This window comes from Pseudomonas sp. 9.3L (assembly GCF_058536285.1).
Genome location: NZ_JBZUBK010000001.1, coordinates 2956125 through 2974870 on the forward strand (window position 1 = coordinate 2956125; position 18746 = coordinate 2974870).

Here is an 18746-nt window from a genome sequence, read left to right on the forward strand (position 1 = left end):
ATTTTTGACGCCTGCGCCTCGTGCTTCATGAAGCATGCCAACGCTCAACCTGGGGTCCAAGCCTCCAGCCAGCGGTTCAACGCTGGCCCATGCAGCATGAACTCCCGGTGAATCGCCTCGCGTAGGGCCGCGCCTTGCGCAGCACTGGCGGCGGGGTCAGTGAGGTGAGAACGAATAGCGGCAATCCATTCCTCGGTGCTGTTGGTGCTAACCAGCGTCACGGGCAAAGTACCGCGGTAGCTGCGGGTTTCGGTACACACGACGGGGAAACCACAGGCACCGTATTCCAGCAGGCGCAGGTTGCTCTTGCAGTCGTTGAAAATGTGTTGTTCCAGAGGCGCCACCGCTAGATCCAGGTCCAGGCTGGCCAGCTTGGCGGGGTAGTCTTCCAGAGGCACGGTACCGTGGTACTCGTGTACGTAGGGCCTGAGCTCGTCCGGGCACATGCCGAAGAACACCCAATGCACCTCGCCGGCCAAGGCCCGAACCACGTCCTTGATCAGCAACAGGTCGCCGGTATGGCTGGTGCCACCGCCCCACCCAACCCGTGGCTTCTCGCCCCTACCGCGCTTGCCTTGCAAATGCGCCCAGCGGTCGGCAGGGAGCATGTTGGGCACCACGCGAATGTCCGAACTCATGTCCGCCATGACCTCCGCCAGGGTTTGCGTGGACACCACCAGCCGGTCGCACAGCCCCACGCTGTAACGCAACGACGACTGTATTTCCCTGGCCATGAACCGCTTGTGCTCGTTTGCGCCGGGCACGTCCAGCAGGTAGTCGTCCAGCTCGTAGACGCGAAACGCTGAGGAGAACTGTTTGAAGGACATGATGCCTTCGGCGGCGCGCGTGCTATAGCGGCCCTGGAAAATCACTGAATCTGGCCGGATGCGCCCGATCTCGGTGAGGGACGGCCCTCCGTGGTACACAAGCCCGGTTGCCAGGCCGGCGCGTTCGATCTCATGGAACGGCTGGATCAGGCGGTAATGCCCTACCGCACCAGGGTTGATAGGCAGGCACAACAGGTGCGGCCTGAGCCGTTGCTCAAACGGCTGCCAGGCGGTTTTCAGCCCGGCGTCCAGGCTAAAGCCAGTGCTGCTCAGCGCCAGGTTCGGGTTATAGGCCGGGTCTGCGACCAACTGCGGCATCCATTGCTGGTAAGCCTCGACCATCGCCGTTTCATAGCCGGCACGCTGTCGGGGCGAATGCTCAGATGACGGGCGATAGCCCAGGACGGCGTCTGGGGTCCAGACCACCAATGCGCCTGCGGCCGTTATGTTCAAGCACAGTGCCACGTCGGCACAGTGCTCACCCAACACCCCCTCGCTCAGGCCGCCTACCGCCTCGAACAGGCTGCGTCGTACCAGCAGGCAGTGCTGGCTGACCGCGCTGTAGTTCTGGGGCACTACCAACCGCTGCAGGTAACCCCGCGCCGTCTGCGCCTCACCCAGGAACGGCGACGCCGCGATGCCGCGCATACCCAGGATCAACCCGGCATGTTCCACGCGCCCTTCCGGGCTCAACAGCTTGGCACCGGTTACCCCTACTTCAGGGCGCTGGGCGCACGCCAGCAGTTCGTCCAGCCACTGCGGCTGCAAGGCCCGGCAGTCCACACTCAGCAGCAGCAGGTAGTCCCCGCGAGCGTATTCAGCCAGCGCGTTATAGCCCGCCCCAGGCTGCGTATCGCCTGCCAAGGGCACCGCACGGATGCGCTCACCGGCGATGTCTACCAGCGCCAGAACCCACTCATGGGTCGCGGCCGACGCTTCCTGCCCCACCCCGATCAACACCTCGTAGTGAGGGTAAGCGGTGTGTTCCAACAGGCTATCCAGGCAGGCCTGCATCAGTGCCGGGTCGTCCACACTCATCAGCAAAATGGACACCATCGGGCGATGCTCATGCACATAGCCCACGCGGCGGAAGTCGCCAATCACCGGCTGCCGCCATTCAAAAGCCTGGCCCAGACGAGACAAGTGCCCCGCCAGCATGGCGCCGTGGCCTTGGGCCACACTCGGCTCGGCCAGCCAATGAGCGTAGGCCTGGCCTGCGTGCAGCAGCACATCAGCTACGTGCGCAATGCTGGCGAACCCATACTGCTCGGCCAGGCGCAGCAGCAGGTCCGCCGCTGCCGCCTCCCCCGCCTCGCTGTCGAGCCCTCCGACGTCGGCAAACCCTTGGCGAGAGAACGCAATGGCCCGGCCTACATACGGGTAGGCCCTGAGCAAGTCCAGGTTGAAGGCGGGCTTGAAGACCGGCTCTGGTGCATCAGGCGTACCTTGACGGTCTTCGTCGCTATAACAGGCCTGCAGGCCTTCACCGGTAGCGATACGTTCGGCGACTTGCAACAGCGCGTGGCGGCTCAGGGTATCGCCCGCTTCAAGCAGGTAGAACCAATCGAAACCGTCCAGCTCTACCAGCAGTTCATTGAGCTGTGCGGCCCAATCCGCATGCAGCGGCACATATAAATGGGTGCCGCGCATCTCGATATCGTTTTGGCGGGTAGAAAGCACAAGGCAGCCACAGGCGCCATAGCTCTGGGCATCGATACTGTGCAGGGTCGCGTCCAGCGCGCTTTGATCGCCCCGGTCAAGGATTACCGGCATCAGCTGAGGTTGTTGCGGCCAGCCTGCCACGCGCTCGGCCAATAGCGGCTGCGCGTGGGCGGGGAAGTCCCGACTGGCCAGCCACTGCTGGTACATCTCAGCGAACGTCTCGGCATTGCTACCGATGCGGTCATCCTGAGTCAGCTTCTGGATGTGCAGCAGCCGCGCCATGGGTAGCTCGGTGTACTCTCGCTCGGCGGCAGGCACCGGCGGCATGACCAGATCGGCCACCCGCACCGACCCCTCCCACGGCGCCCGCTCGCCGCCAAGCTCACTGAGCAGCCGGACGATAATGGCTTTTTCCAACGGCCGGCGCGCGGGTAGGTCCAGCTCGCTGAAACGGACAGGCGTGAGGCGTTCGGTGCAGAGCCCCTGGACGATCATCGCCAAGTCGCCGTGGCGTAACACGCTGATGTACAGCGCCAGGTCGAAATAGACGATCAACTCGCTGTCAGGGTTAGCCAGGGCTGGCACCACCCGCTTGAGGAAGGCGGTACGCAGCAAGCTGGTACTCAGGCTGCCAATCACGTTAAGGGGCCAGGTTTCGAAGAAGGACAACAGGTCGCCGCCCTTGACCAGCGCATCGCTGCCAAACAGCGAAATGTTCTCTACCCGCGGCGGCAGCAGGATGCTGTCCGCGTCGGCCAGCCAGCGTTGGGCTGCGCACAGGCCGGCCTCTGGGTACGCCTGGAGTGCCTCCACCTGACGAGACACCATCATGGGCAGCAGCCAGTCGTCACCCAGTAGGAATTTTACAAACTCACCCTTCGCCTGGCCCAGCGCCCAGAGCACATCGGCGGGATATGCCAGGGGCCGCTTATGCGCGTGATAGCGCAGCGGCACACCCGTGCGGGCTTTGGCTTCTTCCACCAGGCGCGCCACCTCGGTGCCGCCGGAGCTGTCACTCACGATCACTTCCAGCGCCGGGTAGGTCTGCCCCAATGCGCTGTGCAAGGCCCGGTAAAAATGGGTGGCATCCTGAACCAGGACAGCGAGGGTAACCAACGGAGTCGATTTCATTGAGAGCGGCCAAAAAAATGACGGCGACGTGCCTTGTAGCGGGGGGATTGCAAAAGAAGTGCCGGATAAACGGCTAAGGGGATAAAGGCGGGAAAATCGGAGTGGTTGCGTGAGAGGCCGAAGGCCGTTTCAACGAGGGTGTTACGCCTGTCGCGGCCAGGGCAACGTGCCCGCGACAGGGTTCAACGCCGGCGGGATATTACAACCGGTCGAACAACGACAACTGCGAGATCTTGGAGAACGACAGCTGTGCGGCTTGCAACATGGTTTGCTGCAAGGTAAGCCGCGTGGTGGCTTCAGCCAGGTCCGTGTCGCCAATCTGGGATTGGGTGGTGGCGTTGGCCGTTTGCAGGCTTTCGATTTCCGAGCTTTGAATGTCCAGCGCGTTACCACGGGCACCGATGGAGCCACGGGTTACTTCGATCCGGTTATCCGCCGACTGCAAGTTGCCTATGGCCGATTCGATCGCATTCTGCAGTTTAAGCTGCGCGGCAGAGTTGCCCACCGTTGGCGTGTTAAGCGCCACCTGCAAATTGTTGAGCGTGTCCAGCACGTTCTGTGTGCTGTGCGTGTTGGCGCTGACCGTGAACTGATCGCTGGTGGCAGGCGTACCGCTGATGCTGAAGGTCACCCCGGTAGTGGTCAGCGAACCGCTGCCGTCGTAGGTCCCGCTGGCTACCGGCTTGCTGGTGTCGCTCACCGGCTGTGCGAACACCTGGTATTGGGTAGGGCTGGTGAACTTGAGCAATGCCCCATTGGTGGGGAACCCTGCGGTGTAGGCCGCCTGGTTGCTCACCGTACCGGTGGTCATCTGCGCGGTGGACGTATTACTGGCCAGGCGGTTGGTGGTGATGCTGTCCGGCGTGGTGGCAAGCGAGAAGGTACGCCCGGCCAGTACGGTATTGGCGTCTTCGCCCGCGGCCACGTTGGTGTCTACGTTGAAGGTCACACCGTACAGGCTGATGCTGTCACCGCCCTCTTTGCTGTAGCTGTAGCTGCCCTTGCCAGCAGTCTGAGCCGTAAGGTCATTGCCGATGGCATCTGTCACGGTGTACTGCGTGCCGCTGGTGAAGGTCAGGGTATAGGGTTGGCCGGGTGCGAATTTTTCGTTGTAGCTGGTAAGCGAAGTCATCATCCCATCGCTGACAGACAACTTGCCGTCCACGGTTGTTGGGGCGGTTTGAGCGGTCTGGGTACGGCTCACGTTGGTGGCCAGGTCGAAGATGGCAAAGCCGGTATCGTTGGTGGCCACCGACAGAGCATCGGACACTTGCAGGCTTAACTGGGTTTCGTCGCCCTGATAGGTGTAAGAACCATCGCTGTTTTGCAGGTACGGCTGAGTCGTGGTCTTGGAGCCCGAGAACAGGTACTGGCCGTTGGCATCTTTGGTGTTAAGCAAGCCATACACGGTTTCTTTGATCTGGCCGATTTCACTGGCCAGGGACACACGGTCGTCGTCGGTCAACACGCCGTTACCGGCCTGGATCGCCAGCTCTTGACCGCGTTGCAAAGCCTTGGTGATGTTGCTCAGCACACTTTCCTCGGACAGCAGCGAGTTATTGGCGCTGGTGATGTTGGACGTGTACTGCTCCAGCACGCCGCTCTGCTGGCGCAGCTGCAACAGCTTGGCCGCCCCGATAGGGTCATCTGCGGCCGTCTGGATGCGCTGCCCCGAACTGATCTGGTTCTGGGTCTTGGCAGTGTCCGAGAAGTTCTTGGTGTACGTGGCGGTGCTGTTGGCGAAGTATTGACCAGTAGAGATGCGCATGGTGTCGGCTCCTTACAGGGCGTTAAGCAAAGTGGAGAAGATTTCCTGCGCAGCCTTGATGATCTGCGAGGACGCCGTGTAGTACTGCTGAAACTTCACGAGGTCCGCGGCTTCTTCGTCCAGGTTCACCCCGGCGACAGAATCACGGCTCTCGGTGGCGGAGCTCAACACTGCGGCAGTAGCGGTGGCATCACCGCTGGCCTGTGCAGCCTTGGCCCCCACATCTTCCACCAGCTTGGAATAGGCGCCGGTCATGCTCACGCCGCCACCGCCGGAGGCCGTACCCACGGTCTTGCTGTTTTGCAGCGAAATAAGCGAGGTGGCGTTGCGGTTGTCCGATGCGCCGTCGCTGTTAAAGGCCACGGTGTAGCTGTCGTTGGCTGCAGGCGAACCACTGACGTTGATCTGGAAGGTTGAGCTCATGGCATTGCCCTTGGCGTCGACCATGGCATTGCCGCTGTCATCGAGCATGGGCACCGACACGTTGAGGGTGTTGGTCTGGTTGGGCACGATGGTGCCGCTGCCGATGCTCGCGCCGCTGGCGTTAAACACGGTATAGCCCTGGGCGCCGTTGCTGGCCGAGCCGAACACCAGCTTGACCGGCAAGCCGTTTTCAAGCCCGGTTTGGGATTTGGCCAGGGCCGCCGAATCGTAGACGTCCAGCTTGGTGGTCAGGGTCGGCTGGGTCACGCTGCCGGTGCCACTGTTGCCCGAGCTGCTGGTGGCCGCAAGCGGGCCAGAGAAGGCCAGCTTGGACACGTCCGTCAGGGTGGTCTGGATCTGGCTCGCGCCGTTGCGGGTGGGCGTTACGGTAAAACTGTCACCCGCGCTCAGTGCGTTGCCCTTGAGGGCCAGGGTAAAGCCATCGATGCTCGGCGCGGGGTCTTCAGCCAAGGAGTGGCTGCCCATGGACAAGCCATCGGAGCGAGTCACGGTGTAGGTATTGGCATCACTGAACTTCACCGAGTAGTCATACGCCGTCAGCGCACTGCTGTTGGTGATGCTGACGTCCAGGTTGCCAGAGCCTGCGCTATTGCGCGGCGAGCCCAGGCTACGGCTGCCTACCGCCACGTCGCTGTTGATGCTGGAGAACAGGCTGCTGCCAAAGTCGCCGTTGTTGTCCACGCCCTGGCCGAGCTGGCTGTTGATCGAGTCACTGACCACCATGGCCAGACGCCCCAGCTCGTTCTGGGCCGGCTTCAGCACTTCGCTGCGATAGCGCAGCAAGCCGCCGATTTGCCCACCGCTCACCACCGAAGTCACCTCGGTGCTGTAGCTGGGGTAGTTGACGGTCAACCCATACTGGCTGGGGTCGGCGCTGCTTGGCCCGGCGGTCAGGGTGTTAGCTGACGTACCGGACACCAACGTCTGGCCGGTGCCCAGGTACACGTCATACTGCCCATCACGTTGCTGCACGGTCACGCCTACCAGCTCGTTGAGCTGGCGAACGGCTTCGTCCCGCGAATCCAGTAGGCTGGTGGGCGAGCCTGTGCCCGACATCGCCACGATCTGCTGGTTGAGCGAGGCCACGGACTTGCTGAGGGTGTTGACCTGCTCGGACAACTGGGTCAGTTGGCTGTTGACGTCGCTGGTAGACGTGGCCATCTGCGAGGCGATCGAGTTGAAGCGGTTGCTCAGGGTTGAAGCCGCCGTCACCAGCAATTGGCGCGAAGCGGTATCGCTGGGCGCGGCAGCCGAGGTTTGCAGGGACTTGAAAAAATCCGACAACACGGAAGTGATCCCGGTGGTCTTGTCCGAGAGCAGCGAATCGAGGGTGGCCGCATTGGTGGACAACGTGCTGGCTTCTGATTCCAGGGCGGTGCTGCTCGATACCTGGTTCTGCAGGTAGGAGCTGTAGATCCGACGTACCTCGGCCAGGGTGGTTCCTGTGCCCACGTAGCCGGCGCCGCCGATGCTTTGCAGCGCGCCTGCGTTGGACACCGTGGACTGCCGCGAGTAGCCGGCGGTGCCCACGTTAGAAATGTTGTTACTGGTCGTGGTCAGCGCGGTCTGGCTGGTGGACAGCCCCGACAGCCCGATGTTGATCAGATTCGCCATGGTTCAGAAACCCTATAAAGTCGTGGAGGAGCCGCTCGACGCATAGTTGCCGTAGCTCTCAAGCTGCTTGGCGATCGACGCGATCTTGCTCGCATAGCGCGGGTCCGTCGCATAACCAGCCTTTTGCAGCTCTTTGACAAACTGTTCAGGGTTATCGGCCGCTTTCACCACATCTTGATAGCGATCATTGTTCTGCAGCAGGTTGACCAAGTCGTGGAAGCTGTCAGCGAACGAATCGTAGGCACGGAACTGCGCCGACTCCTTGACCACCTCCCCGCCTTGGTATTCGGCAGTGACCGCCCGTGCGGTCTCGCCTTTCCAACTCGACCCGGCCTTGATGTTGAACAAGTTGTGGGTGCTGTTGCCATCGCTCTGACGCAGCACCGACTTGCCCCAGCCCGTTTCCAGCGCGGCCTGGGCCACCAGCACTTTAGGGTCCACCCCGATGCGCGCTGCGGCTTCTTCGGCCATGGGCAACATGGTGGCAATGAACTCGTCGTGAGAGGCAAAGGCGGCCTTGCCCGGCGCCAACGGCACCTGAGCCAGGCTGCGGCCGCTGGCGGGGTCGATGCCGCCCCTGGCGCCCGCAGCGTAGGGTTGGGTCCAGTCGCCGTAGCCACCCTGCCCTGCCTGCGTCTCAGTGCCTTGCTGACCAGTGCCTTGGCTGGCCACTGCCTGGTCGAGGCTCGCAGGCGCGGTGCCAGGCACGTTGATGCGGTTAGCCACATGAGGGTGCAACAGGTTCGCGTGGGGCGGCAGGCCGCGTACCAGGGTGTTGGCCGGGGTCGCTTGAGTGTCGCCCGGTACGATGCCGGCCAGCAGCCGATCAACCGATTTGCTCGGCAAGGCCAGCCTGCGCTGGTTGAGCATCGCCATGTCATTGCGCGCCGATGCCGCAGCGGCCTGGGTTTCAGCCGAGCCATTACGCACCGCGCCCAAGGCGTGCTGGTTGGCATCCGGGCGGGCGAAGGGGTTGGTGCCGGTGTGGGCAACGTCCTTGGTCTTGGACAGCTGGCGCATGAGTACGTCCTGCAGCCCGATCCCGTTACCTTGGTGCGACAGGCTGACCGACAGCTGCTGGTCGTACATGTCCTGGTACTGCTTCACCGCTTCAGAGTTCATGGGGTTGTCTTTGGCCAGCACATCGTTGGCCGAGCGCATGGATTTGAGCATCTGGCCAACGAACACCGATTCGAACTCCTGAGCGACCTTGCGCAGGTTGGCGTCGCTGTCGCGGTCACCCACCTTGAGCGAGTTCAGCCGGTTAAGGTCGGTGTAGGCACCTGAATCAGTGCCCGATGAAACGCCACCAGAAGGCATATCCATGCTGCATTACCCTCAGATTACGATCAGGTCGGCTTGCAAGGCGCCGGCCTGCTTCAAGGCTTCAAGGATCGCCATCAGGTCACCAGGCGCAGCGCCAACTTGGTTGACGGCACGCACGATCTCATCAAGCGTGGTTCCGGGGCCGAACTTGAACATGGGTTTGGTTTCCTGTTCGGCATTGACCTTAGAGCGTGGTACGACGGCGGTCTGGCCATTGGACAAAGGCCCAGGCTGGCTGACGATCGGGTCTTCGGTAATCGTCACTGTCAAACTGCCGTGCGTCACTGCCGCTGGCGTAACCTTGACGTTCTGGCCGATCACGATCGTGCCAGTGCGCGAGTTGATAATGACCTTGGCCATTGCCTGACCGGGGTCTACTTCAAGGTTTTCCAGTATCGACAAGTAGTCCACACGCTGGTTGGGATCAAGCGGCGCAGTCACCCGCACCGACCCTCCGTCCACTGCACTTGCAACTCCCGCGCCAAGTAATTCGTTGACCTTGTCCACGATGTGCTTGGCGGTGGTGAAGTCCGGCCGATTAAGGTTCAGGGTCAGGAAATTGCCCTGGTTGAAGCCGCTGGGCACTGTACGTTCTACCGTTGCGCCGCCAGGAATCCGACCTGCCGAGGGCACATTGACGGTGATTTTGGAGCCGTCCTTGCCTTCCGCGTCAAAACCACCCACCACCAGGTTGCCCTGGGCGATGGCGTAGACGTTGCCGTCGATCCCTTTGAGGGGGCTCATCAACAGGCTGCCACCGCGAAGGCTCTTGGAGTTACCGATACTCGACACCGTAATGTCGATGGTTTGGCCGGGCTTTGAAAACGGCGGCAAGTCGGCATGAATCGACACGGCCGCGACGTTTTTCAGCTGGGCCGAACTGGTGCCCGACGGCACCTTGATCCCGAACTGAGCCAGCATGTTGTTGAACGTCTGCAGGGTGAACGGCGTTTGTGTGGTCTGGTCGCCGGTGCCGCTGAGGCCCACGACCAGGCCGTAGCCGATCAATTGGTTACTGCGTACGCCGTCAATGCTGGCGATGTCCTTGAGGCGCTCGGCATGAGCGCCCAGGGCGGTAAGGAACAACACGGAGGCCGCCACCAATTGCTTGAAGTTCAACATGTTCATGCGCACTCAGAAGGGGAAGTACGGGCTGGAGAAGAAGCGGTCCAACCACCCAGGCTGGCTGGCCTCGGCAAATGAACCCGTGCCTGAATAGGTAATGCGGGCATCGGCTACCCGGGTCGACGACACGGTGTTGTCGGTTGCAATGTCATCTGCACGAATCAGGCCAGCGATGCGTACCAGCTCCTCTCCCGTGTTAAGGGTCAGCCACTTCTCGCCCCGCACCGAAATAATCCCGTTGGGCAGTACATCCGCCACGGTCACCGTGACGGAACCGGTGAGGCTGTTGCCTTGCGCGGACTTGGCATCGCCATTGGTCGAACGGTCGCCGCTATAGCCTGCGTTAAGGCTCAGATCGCCGCCGGTGAGCGGGTTGTTGGTCGTGGCGCTGCTACCAAACAGTGAAGTGAGCCCAAGCTTGTTGCTACTGCTCTTGCTCACCTTGGAGTTGGCGCTTTTGCTGGCAGACGTTTTTTCCGCCAGGGTAATAGTGATGATGTCACCTACCCGGAACGCTTTACGGTCGGTGTACAGGTTCTGGTCGAAGCCCGCCTGATAGATCGAGCCGTTGTTGCTGGCCGCTGGCAACGGCGTACGTGGCAACACCGGGGCGTAGTACGGATCGTTGACCTTGGGAGGCGGCGACATGCAACCACCGAGCAAGGCGGTTCCGGTCAACAACAGCACAGCAGACAGACGATTCATCACTTCAACCTCACGGTGTAACTGATCCTTCAGGCATTTAAATGGCATTCAGGGGCGTGACCGGCGATTACAGGTTCTGCGTCACGTACTGAAGCATCTGGTCGGCGGTGGAAATCACTTTGGAGTTCATCTCGTAGGCGCGCTGAGTGGTGATCATGTTCACCAGTTCTTCAACGGTGCTTACGTTGGAGTTTTCCAAGGTGTTCTGCAGTACGGTGCCGAACCCGTTGAGGCCAGGCGTGCCGACGTTGGGCGCGCCACTGGCGGCGGTTTCCAGATAGAGGTTGCCGCCAATCGATTGCAGGCCGGCCGGGTTGATGAAGTCAGCGGTTTGTACGTTGCCGATGACCTGGGCCGTCGCACTACCGGTGACAGTGATCGAGACGGTGCCGTCGGTGCCAACGGTAAAGGTTTGGGCATCGGCAGGTACGGTCACGGCGGGCTGCAGCGCCAGACCATTGGCCGTAACGATCTGGCCGTCGGAGTTCAGGTGGAAGGTACCGTCACGGGTGTAAGAGATGGTGCCGTCCGGTTGCATGACCTGGAAGAAACCACGGCCGTTCACGGCCATGTCCAGTGGCTGGTCGGTGGTTTGCAGGCTGCCAGCGGTGAAGTTCTTCTGGGTACCGACGATACGCACACCGGTACCCACTTGCAGGCCCGACGGCAATTCGCTGTCCTGGGTCGACTGAGCGCCCGGCTGACGTTTTACCTGGTACAGCAAGTCCTGGAATTCAGCACGGTCTTTCTTGAAACCGGTGGTGGAAACGTTGGCCAGGTTGTTGGAAATGGTGGTCAGGTTGGTGTCCTGCGCAGCCAGGCCGGTTTTACTGACATAAAGTGCTGGAAGCATGGGGTGTTCTCCTTCGGGCGCCGGCTACGCGGGGCCTGTGTGTCAATAAAGGTGTGGGTTACAACTAGCTTTGCAGGACCCGTGCCATCGCCTCATCGTCTTCTTTGGCGGTGGTCATCATTTTGATGTGCATCTCAAACTGCTTGGAAAGCGCCATCACCTGAGTCATCTCGTCCACGGCATTGACGTTGCTGCCCTGCAAGAACCCGGAGGTCATCTGCACCGCGCCATCCATCGCCGCCGGCTGGCCGTTTTTAGTGTGAATCATGCCGTCGGTGCCCTTGGTCAACTCAGCGGCCTTGGGGTTGACGGTCTTGATCCGATCTACGACTGCCATGACTGATGGCGCCTGCCCCAGTGAGCGGATGCTGATGGTGCCGTCCTGCCCGACTTCGATCTGCTCTTCTGGCGGCACGGCGATAGGGCCGCCGTTGCCCAGCACCGCCATGCCTGTGCTGGTACGCAGTACACCCAAGGCGTCAACGTTCAGGCTGGCACTTTTGGTATAAGCCTCAGAGCCATCGGGGGCCTGCACCGCGATCCAGCCTTCACCACCCACAGCTACGTCGAGGTCACGACCGGTAGCGATCATCGGGCCACCGCTCAAGTCTGTGGCGGGACGCTCGGTCATGGCGTAGGCACGGGACGGCAAGGTATCGCCAAACACCGGCATGGAACGGGCCTGCTCCAAGTCTTTCTGAAAGCCGTTAGTGGATACGTTGGCCAGGTTGTTGGCGTGCGCCTTTTGCGCGAGGGCATTTTGGCTGGCGCCGGTCATGGCGACATAAAGCATCTTGTCCATGGTCATCTCCTTGGCGGCGAGCGCCGCGAAATGGCTGATTACCATAGGCGTAGCAAGAGCCGGGCCAACTTTAAAAAGCTAGCTATAAAGGCTCTATATCAGGGGTTTCAGAGGATAGTCATAAAAATGACGAAAGGGAAGTGACGAAAAAACGGCGCTTTACAATGGACGTGTTCGCGAGCTAGCGCCCGCTTCCTACAGTTTCCAACGTTCCAACCATATGAAGCGGGCGAAGCTCGCGATTAATGGCACCCGGCATTGTTGAACGGCCCTGCGAACCGTTGAAATGCGTCGCCAGGGCTCGCTTGCATGCAAACGAACCTGCCGGTGGCCAGGCTTTGGTATTTGTACCAGGGGGCCGGGCCGGCTTCAGCCAGCCCGCTGGTAAACGTCAGGAAGATCATCAATAGATGCACATACGTCTTCATGGCGGCTCCAAGACCAGGGCAGCGGCTCCGCTCACCGCCCTGTCGTTATCAGGCCATCTGGATAATGGTCTGCATGATGGTGCTTTCGGTGGAAATGGTCTTGGCGTTCGCTTGGTAATTGCTCTGCGCCTTGATCAGGTTCACCAGTTCACTGGTCAGGTCTACGTTGGAGTCCTCCAACGAACCGGCCGACAGCGTGCCCATCGTGCCGCTGTTAGGCGCGCCCACGATCGGTACACCTGAGGCCGACGACTCACGCCAGCCGGTGCTGCCGTTCGGGGTCAAACCCTGGACGTTGGCAAAGTTCGCCAAGGCTACCTGGCCAACGGTCTTGGACTGACCGTTGCTGTAGCTACCGAAGATGTTGCCTTCGGTGTCGATTGACAGCGACGACAGGCTACCGGTGGCATAACCGTCCTGAGACTTGGCAGTGACGGCCGACGTGGTGTTATACGAAGATGTCTGCGCCATGTTCAGCGTAACGCCGCTAGTCGACGCGGTAGACCCGTTACTGGCCATTACGCCGGCGGCGTTCTTGGCGGCCGGCACCCAGTTGGTGAATGTGAGCTTGCCATTGGAACCCACCGTCATGTCCGAGCTGGTGGTGGTCGCCAGGCTACCGTCCGAGTTGAACGTCAGGTTGGCGGAAAAGGGTGTGGTGGAGGTTGGGTCTGCCGGGTTTACGCCATCGATGGTGGAGTACATGGTCCAGCTGTTGGTGTCGTCTTTTGCAAAGTACTGCGACAAAGTGTGGGAGTTACCCTGGCTGTCGAAGATGTCCGTGCTGAAGGTGTAGTTGTAGGTGGTGGTGTCCGAGGCATCGAAGGGCGTCGTGGCAGGGACGGTAGCGCTGGAATTGAGGTTGATCGTTTCCGTCAGCGTGTCCGTGGCCTTGGGAGCAAGCGCCGAGGTGTCCACTTTCAAGGTAGTCATGATGCCGTCGATAACATTGCCGTTTTCGTCCGCGCCGTACCCCATCAGTTTGTTGCCGCTACTGTCGACGATGTTGCCCGATTTGTCGGTGCCAAAGGCGCCGGCACGGGTATACACCTTGTTGCCGTTGTCGCTGACCACGAAGAAGCCGTTGCCGTTGATGGCCATGTCCAGGCTGGCGCCGGTGCTGCTCACGGTGCCCTGGGTGAACTGTTGCGACACCGCCGCCGTGGCAACGCCAGAGCCTACGCCATTCTTGGAACTGCCCAGGAACAATGAGTTGGCGTACACGTCACCGAATTCGGCACGTGATTTCTTGAAACCGGTGGTGGCCACGTTGGCAATGTTGTTGCCGGTGACGTTGAGTGCAGTGTTGGCCGCGTTGAGACCGCTGAGGCCGGTATTGAACGACATAGTTTATCTCCAGTGCCGATTAGCCGGCTTACAATCCAACGGATTTAACAGCGGACAGCGCTACGCTAGAGCCGTCAGCCAATTTAAGGGACATATCACCCGCGGTACTGCCGACCGTCACACTTGCGACGGTGGAAGGCAGGTACGTGGTCTGAGCAACATCTTCGCCATCTACCGTGGCATTGGCCACGAATTTGTAAGTGCCCGACGAAAGCGCAACGCCTTCGTTGTTGGTGCCGTCCCAGTCGAAGGCAATAGTGCCGGCGCTCTGAGAGCCCAGGTCGATGTTCTTCACCAAGGTGCCGTTGGCGTCGTACACCTTCACCGAAGCGTCGCTGGTCGAGGCTGTCAGGTCGAACTGGCCGGTCAGGCCGCTGCTCGTGTCCACCACGGTGCTGCTAGCGGGTGCCAATACCGAATGCCCTACCAACGCCGACGCTTGAAGCGCCTGATTGGACGTGTAGTTACTGGATAAGGCGGACACCGTTGTATTGAGGTTGTTGATGCCTTCCACGCTGCTGAATTGAGCCAACTGCGCCACGAAGGCCGAGTTGTCCTGCGGGTCAAGCGGGTTTTGGTTCTTCAACTGGGTGACCAGCAGTTGCAAGAAGGTGTCCTTGCCCATGGTCTGGGAACCGGTCACTGAGTCGGTCGAGCTTGTCGAGGCAGCGGTTGTCTTGTCTTTACTCGCAACAGCGTATTGAGAAAGAAGCGAGGCGCTGGTGCTATCGGTAGTGGTAGAGGTGGTAGTCATGGTTTATCCCTTGGCTTACTGACCCAGCGTCAGCACTTTCTGCATCATGGTTTTGGCGGTGTTCATGATGTCAGCGTTGGTCTGGAATGACCGGCTGGCAGAGATCATGTCGGCCATTTCCTCCACCACGTTCACGTTGGGGTAGTACACGTACCCGTCTTTGTTCGCAGCAGGGTTGTTGGGTTCGTAACGGGGTTCGAGGTTGCTCTGGTCTTCGACGATGCCGGACACCTGTACCCCGTGCCCTGCCTCGCCCTGCTCGTCGAACAGCGAGCTGCTGCCTGACGTACCCCCGGCCTGGTCTGCCAGAACGGTGGCAAACACGGGGTGGCGGGCACGGTAGGTCTGGTCAAGGCTGGACGAGACGGTTTCGGCGTTGGCGATGTTACTGGCCACGGTGTTGAGGCGAGTGGTCTGGGCGCTCATGCCGGTACCGGCAATATTGAAAACGCTGGACAGTGACATGAATTACTCTCCTTTGATGGCCGTGACCAGGCCACGGAATTTATTGTTCAACAAGGTAAAGCTGGCCTGGAAGTCCACCGAGTTCTTGGCGTAGTTCGCCTGCTCGATCTGCGCATCCACAGAGTTCTGGTCCAGCGACGGCTGCGTCGGAATGCGGTATTGCAGTGAGGCATCTTCGGTAGTGCTCAGGCCATCGGCATCAATGTGCATGGCATTAGTGCGTTCAAGACCAAAGGTACCGTTACGGGTTTTATCGGCCTGGGCAGCGAGCACTGAGGAAAAATCCAGGTCGCGTGCTTTGTAGTTAGGCGTGTCAGCGTTGGCGAGGTTGTTGGCAAGCACTTCGGCGCGCTGCGCGCGGAAGTTCAGAGCCTGCTCGTGGATGCCGAGTGCTTTGTCAAAACTGATACCCATGTTCGATACCTCTGGCGCAAAACGTGATGTGCTGATCGAGATATAGCAACAGGTGTGCCAACTTTGTAAGCCATTGTTTTATAAGGATATATAAAGTTAGACCGAAAAATGTCGCCAGAAAGTCGGCAATACCCAAAGGGCAGGAGGCCGGACGCAGCAGAGAAACCGCAAAGCAGGCGTCAGAAAAATGATTGGTGTTGAGGGTTGTTCGCCAACTACCGTTGGCCCACATGGCGAATGTTAAATCGATCACGGTAGGGGCGAACGCAGTTGGCGAATAACTTGAGGCTAACGCGCTGAAGGGGTTATTTCGCTTGATAGATAATGCCAGGGCTGCACTGCACCATCTGGTACTTGTCTGGCAAACCGTTGAGCGCCTCGGAAGCCCCCAGGAACAGATACCCGCCTGGCTTGAGGGTGGCATGAATGCGCGTCAGGATGTCTTTCTTCACCTCGGCAGAGAAGTAGATCAGCACGTTGCGGCAGAACACCACGTCGAACTTGCCCAGCGACGCGTAGCTTTCCAGCAGATTGATCGGCCTGAACTCGATACGGCTGCGCAAAGGCGCCTTGACGGCCCAGCGGTTCCCCGGCTTTGCGTCAAAATAGCGCTGCAGGCGTTCAGGCGACAGGCCTCGGCCAATGGCCAGGCTGTCGTACTCGCCACTGCGGCAGTTGATCAGCATCGACGGCGACAGGTCGGTGGCTACAATCTGCACGCCACTCTTGAGCTGCCCAGGGTTGGATTGGGTGAACTCTTCGAACGTCATGCTCAGTGAATAGGGTTCCTGGCCAGAAGAACAGGCCGCCGACCAGATACGCAAGCGCTGGCCAGGGCTGGCCTTGATCATTTCTGGCAATACCTTGTTCTTCATCACTTCGAAAGGGTAGGTGTCGCGAAACCACAGGGTTTCGTTCGTGGTCATCGCATCGACCACTTGCTCGCGCAAACCGCCCCTGGGCTGCATCTGGATGCGCTGCACCAACTCGCCCAGGCTCTTGATCTCCTGTTGCTCCATCAATTTATTGAGGCGGCTCGAGACCAGGTACTGTTTGTTCTCACCCAGCACGATGCCACAGGCCTTTTCCAGGAAGCCCCGGAACTGTTCAAAATCCGAATTCGCCGTAGCCAATGGTGCCGCCTCTTGGTAAATGATTGGATCGCTGCCGTCCGTACTGGAGATCAGCCTTTCGCGTTAATTCGTTCGACCACTCTAGATGCGAGATCATCCGGTCTAAACTTAGCCAAAAAGTCGTCAGCCCCTACTTTCTTGACCATCGCCTGGTTGAAAACGCCCGAGAGTGACGTGTGCAATACGATGTGCAGCTTTTTCAAACGCGGGTCGCTACGGATTTCTGCCGTCAGGGTATAGCCATCCATCTCCGGCATCTCGATGTCAGAAATCAACATCAGAAATTCTTCGTTTGGATCTTTGCCCTCCGCAACCATCGCCTTGAGGTACTCAAGGGCTTGCCGACCATCGTTGAGCGCTACCACTTCCACGCCTACCGTTTCCAGGCAGCGGCTCACCTGCTTGCGCGCCACCGAGGAGTCGTCCACGGTCAATACGCGCATGGCCACGGCTTTTTGCTGCACCTCGGCGTTGATCACACCACAGCTGATCGTTTCGGACACTGGCGAAACCTCGGCCAGGATTTTCTCCACGTCGATGATTTCCACCAACTGGTTATCGACCCGGGTAACGGCCGTCAGGTAGTGATCGCGGCCCGTGCCCTTGGGTGGCGGATGGATGTCCTCCCAGTTCATGTTGACGATACGTTCCACGGAATGAACCAGGAAGCCCTGGATCTTGGTGTTGTACTCCGTGATGATCACGAAAGGGTCCTGTTCGGCCTCAAGCGAGCGTGAGTTCGTGGCCATGGACAGGTCCAGAATAGGAATGGTCGCGCCACGGATACTGGCCACGCCACGCACCACCGGGTTGGACTTGGGCATCAGGGTCAACTTCGGGCACTGCAGCACTTCGCGAACTTTGAAGACGTTGATGCCGTATAACTGTTTGCCGTTCAAGCGGAACAACAACAGTTCAAGGCGGTTCTGCCCTACCAGTTGCGTGCGCTGGTTTACGGAATCCATCACACCAGCCATATTAAACCTCCACCTTGGACTGTTAGCTCCGAAGAGCCCCGTTCTGTGCGAGCAAGCGGCGAGTCTGGCACGTCACTTGCTCAAGCATAGCCATGAACGAGAAAACGCCATATTCACGACACCTGCTCACCACCCTGTATGGGTTGTTCACTGCTTTGTGCCTTGTCGGCTCCGGACGCCTGCTTGCCGACGACGTCACACCGCCCGAACAGCTTATCGGTGTGACTCAGGGGTTTCTTGAGTTCACCGTGGAAGATTATTTGGCGACCAGCCAAACCGAAGGCCGTTATGAGATAGAGGTGGCCAACCTGGACCCTCGGTTGCGCATGCCCCAGTGTGACCGAGACCTGACTGCCCGCCTTGAGACGCCTGCCGTACCCCTTGGGCGGGTAACGGTGCGGGTACGCTGTGAAGGGGCATCGCCCTGGACGGTATTCGTGCCGGCTACGGTCAAACTCTTTCGCGAGGTGGTGGTTGCAACGCGGCCACTCAAGCGCGATACGGTCATCGCTGAAGGTGACGTGGCTCTGCGCGAGCGCGACGTGGGCCAACTGAGCCAAGGGTTTCTCCCCGCCCTGGATCAAGCCATTGGCCAACGCGTGATCAGACCGACGGTTATGGATCAGGTCCTGGCGCCTGTGCAGGTAGAGCAACCGGAGGTTATCAGCAAGGGTGACCAGGTGGTGATTACCGCGCGGGCAGGCACCCTGGCGGTAAGAATGCCAGGCGAAGCGCTGAGCAAGGGCGCGCTGAACGAACAGATACGCGTGCGCAACCTCAATTCGCAACGCGTCGTCAGGGCCCGCGTCACCGGACCGGCACAGGTAGAAGTGTCTATGTAACCGCAACGCTCGACGGGCTACGCGAGGGTCGTTGTCCGACGCATGCGTCTGGTAGCGGCGGCCTGATTTTCCTACACTTGGCGTGCGAACCTTGCCTATTGGGTGCTTTCGAAAAAATACCCTAAAGTT

The 18746-nt window shown here is 60.0% G+C and carries 16 protein-coding genes; 1 reads left to right on the forward strand and 15 read right to left on the reverse strand.

The features are described from left to right. Positions 1–44: 44 nt before the first annotated feature. The 15 genes from AC4LE2_RS13515 to AC4LE2_RS13585 form a co-directional block, all read right to left on the reverse strand. Positions 45–3620 carry a glycosyltransferase gene (locus AC4LE2_RS13515; protein WP_491826254.1) on the reverse strand — a complete coding sequence of 1192 codons (3576 nt, stop codon included), beginning with the start codon at positions 3618–3620 and terminating at the stop codon, positions 45–47. Positions 3621–3819: 199 nt separating this feature from the next. Further along, positions 3820–5388, reverse strand: a complete 1569-nt coding sequence (locus tag AC4LE2_RS13520; RefSeq protein WP_491826255.1) for a flagellar hook-associated protein 3 — start codon at positions 5386–5388, stop codon at positions 3820–3822. Positions 5389–5400: 12 nt separating this feature from the next. Next, the gene (gene flgK, locus AC4LE2_RS13525) at positions 5401–7446 is read right to left on the reverse strand and encodes a flagellar hook-associated protein FlgK (RefSeq protein ID WP_491826256.1); all 2046 of its coding nucleotides are present in this window, start codon (positions 7444–7446) and stop codon (positions 5401–5403) included. 12 nt (positions 7447–7458) lie between these two features. Beyond that, entirely contained in the window at positions 7459–8772 is a 1314-nt protein-coding gene (flgJ, locus tag AC4LE2_RS13530; RefSeq protein WP_491826257.1) for a flagellar assembly peptidoglycan hydrolase FlgJ, read from the reverse strand. A gap of 12 nt (positions 8773–8784) precedes the next feature. Beyond that, positions 8785–9894, reverse strand: coding sequence for a flagellar basal body P-ring protein FlgI (locus AC4LE2_RS13535; protein WP_491828134.1), 1110 nt, complete (start codon positions 9892–9894; stop codon positions 8785–8787). Between the two features lie 12 nt (positions 9895–9906). Beyond that, positions 9907–10602, reverse strand: a complete 696-nt coding sequence (flgH, locus tag AC4LE2_RS13540) for a flagellar basal body L-ring protein FlgH (protein WP_491826258.1) — start codon at positions 10600–10602, stop codon at positions 9907–9909. Between the two features lie 67 nt (positions 10603–10669). Then, entirely contained in the window at positions 10670–11455 is a 786-nt protein-coding gene (gene flgG / locus AC4LE2_RS13545) for a flagellar basal-body rod protein FlgG (RefSeq protein WP_491826259.1), read from the reverse strand. A 64-nt stretch (positions 11456–11519) separates the two neighbouring features. Further along, on the reverse strand, positions 11520–12257 hold the full coding sequence (locus tag AC4LE2_RS13550; RefSeq protein WP_491826260.1) for a flagellar basal body rod protein FlgF: 738 nt from the start codon (positions 12255–12257) through the stop codon (positions 11520–11522). 242 nt (positions 12258–12499) lie between these two features. After that, positions 12500–12685 carry a hypothetical protein gene (locus tag AC4LE2_RS13555; RefSeq protein ID WP_491826261.1) on the reverse strand — a complete coding sequence of 62 codons (186 nt, stop codon included), beginning with the start codon at positions 12683–12685 and terminating at the stop codon, positions 12500–12502. A gap of 48 nt (positions 12686–12733) precedes the next feature. After that, the gene (flgE, locus tag AC4LE2_RS13560) at positions 12734–14032 is read right to left on the reverse strand and encodes a flagellar hook protein FlgE (RefSeq protein WP_491826262.1); all 1299 of its coding nucleotides are present in this window, start codon (positions 14030–14032) and stop codon (positions 12734–12736) included. A 28-nt stretch (positions 14033–14060) separates the two neighbouring features. Next, the gene (locus tag AC4LE2_RS13565; RefSeq protein WP_491826263.1) at positions 14061–14786 is read right to left on the reverse strand and encodes a flagellar hook assembly protein FlgD; all 726 of its coding nucleotides are present in this window, start codon (positions 14784–14786) and stop codon (positions 14061–14063) included. A 15-nt stretch (positions 14787–14801) separates the two neighbouring features. Then, positions 14802–15251, reverse strand: a complete 450-nt coding sequence (flgC, locus tag AC4LE2_RS13570) for a flagellar basal body rod protein FlgC (protein WP_491826264.1) — start codon at positions 15249–15251, stop codon at positions 14802–14804. Between the two features lie 3 nt (positions 15252–15254). Next, positions 15255–15665: a flagellar basal body rod protein FlgB gene (gene flgB, locus AC4LE2_RS13575; RefSeq protein WP_491826265.1), complete on the reverse strand. Its 411-nt coding sequence runs from the start codon at positions 15663–15665 to the stop codon at positions 15255–15257. A gap of 305 nt (positions 15666–15970) precedes the next feature. Continuing rightward, positions 15971–16798 carry a protein-glutamate O-methyltransferase CheR gene (cheR, locus tag AC4LE2_RS13580; protein WP_491826266.1) on the reverse strand — a complete coding sequence of 276 codons (828 nt, stop codon included), beginning with the start codon at positions 16796–16798 and terminating at the stop codon, positions 15971–15973. A gap of 50 nt (positions 16799–16848) precedes the next feature. Beyond that, positions 16849–17775 carry a chemotaxis protein CheV gene (locus tag AC4LE2_RS13585; protein WP_491826267.1) on the reverse strand — a complete coding sequence of 309 codons (927 nt, stop codon included), beginning with the start codon at positions 17773–17775 and terminating at the stop codon, positions 16849–16851. A 92-nt stretch (positions 17776–17867) separates the two neighbouring features. On the opposite strand from AC4LE2_RS13585, the gene flgA reads away from it, so the two are divergent. Continuing rightward, positions 17868–18617 carry a flagellar basal body P-ring formation chaperone FlgA gene (flgA, locus tag AC4LE2_RS13590; protein WP_491826268.1) on the forward strand — a complete coding sequence of 250 codons (750 nt, stop codon included), beginning with the start codon at positions 17868–17870 and terminating at the stop codon, positions 18615–18617. Positions 18618–18746: the final 129 nt, after the last annotated feature.

Bases quoted from the DNA above. Each gene is read 5' to 3' on its own strand.
- AC4LE2_RS13515 (WP_491826254.1), bottom strand. From the start codon at position 3,620: ATGAAATCGACTCCGTTGGTTACCCTCGCTGTCCTGGTTCAGGATGCC.
- AC4LE2_RS13520 (WP_491826255.1), bottom strand. From the start codon at position 5,388: ATGCGCATCTCTACTGGTCAATACTTCGCCAACAGCACCGCCACGTAC.
- flgK (WP_491826256.1), bottom strand. From the start codon at position 7,446: ATGGCGAATCTGATCAACATCGGGCTGTCGGGGCTGTCCACCAGCCAG.
- flgJ (WP_491826257.1), bottom strand. From the start codon at position 8,772: ATGGATATGCCTTCTGGTGGCGTTTCATCGGGCACTGATTCAGGTGCC.
- AC4LE2_RS13535 (WP_491828134.1), bottom strand. From the start codon at position 9,894: ATGTTGAACTTCAAGCAATTGGTGGCGGCCTCCGTGTTGTTCCTTACC.
- flgH (WP_491826258.1), bottom strand. From the start codon at position 10,602: ATGAATCGTCTGTCTGCTGTGCTGTTGTTGACCGGAACCGCCTTGCTC.
- flgG (WP_491826259.1), bottom strand. From the start codon at position 11,455: ATGCTTCCAGCACTTTATGTCAGTAAAACCGGCCTGGCTGCGCAGGAC.
- AC4LE2_RS13550 (WP_491826260.1), bottom strand. From the start codon at position 12,257: ATGGACAAGATGCTTTATGTCGCCATGACCGGCGCCAGCCAAAATGCC.
- AC4LE2_RS13555 (WP_491826261.1), bottom strand. From the start codon at position 12,685: ATGAAGACGTATGTGCATCTATTGATGATCTTCCTGACGTTTACCAGC.
- flgE (WP_491826262.1), bottom strand. From the start codon at position 14,032: ATGTCGTTCAATACCGGCCTCAGCGGTCTCAACGCGGCCAACACTGCA.
- AC4LE2_RS13565 (WP_491826263.1), bottom strand. From the start codon at position 14,786: ATGACTACCACCTCTACCACTACCGATAGCACCAGCGCCTCGCTTCTT.
- flgC (WP_491826264.1), bottom strand. From the start codon at position 15,251: ATGTCACTGTCCAGCGTTTTCAATATTGCCGGTACCGGCATGAGCGCC.
- flgB (WP_491826265.1), bottom strand. From the start codon at position 15,665: ATGGGTATCAGTTTTGACAAAGCACTCGGCATCCACGAGCAGGCTCTG.
- AC4LE2_RS13585 (WP_491826267.1), bottom strand. From the start codon at position 17,775: ATGGCTGGTGTGATGGATTCCGTAAACCAGCGCACGCAACTGGTAGGG.
- flgA (WP_491826268.1), top strand. From the start codon at position 17,868: ATGAACGAGAAAACGCCATATTCACGACACCTGCTCACCACCCTGTAT.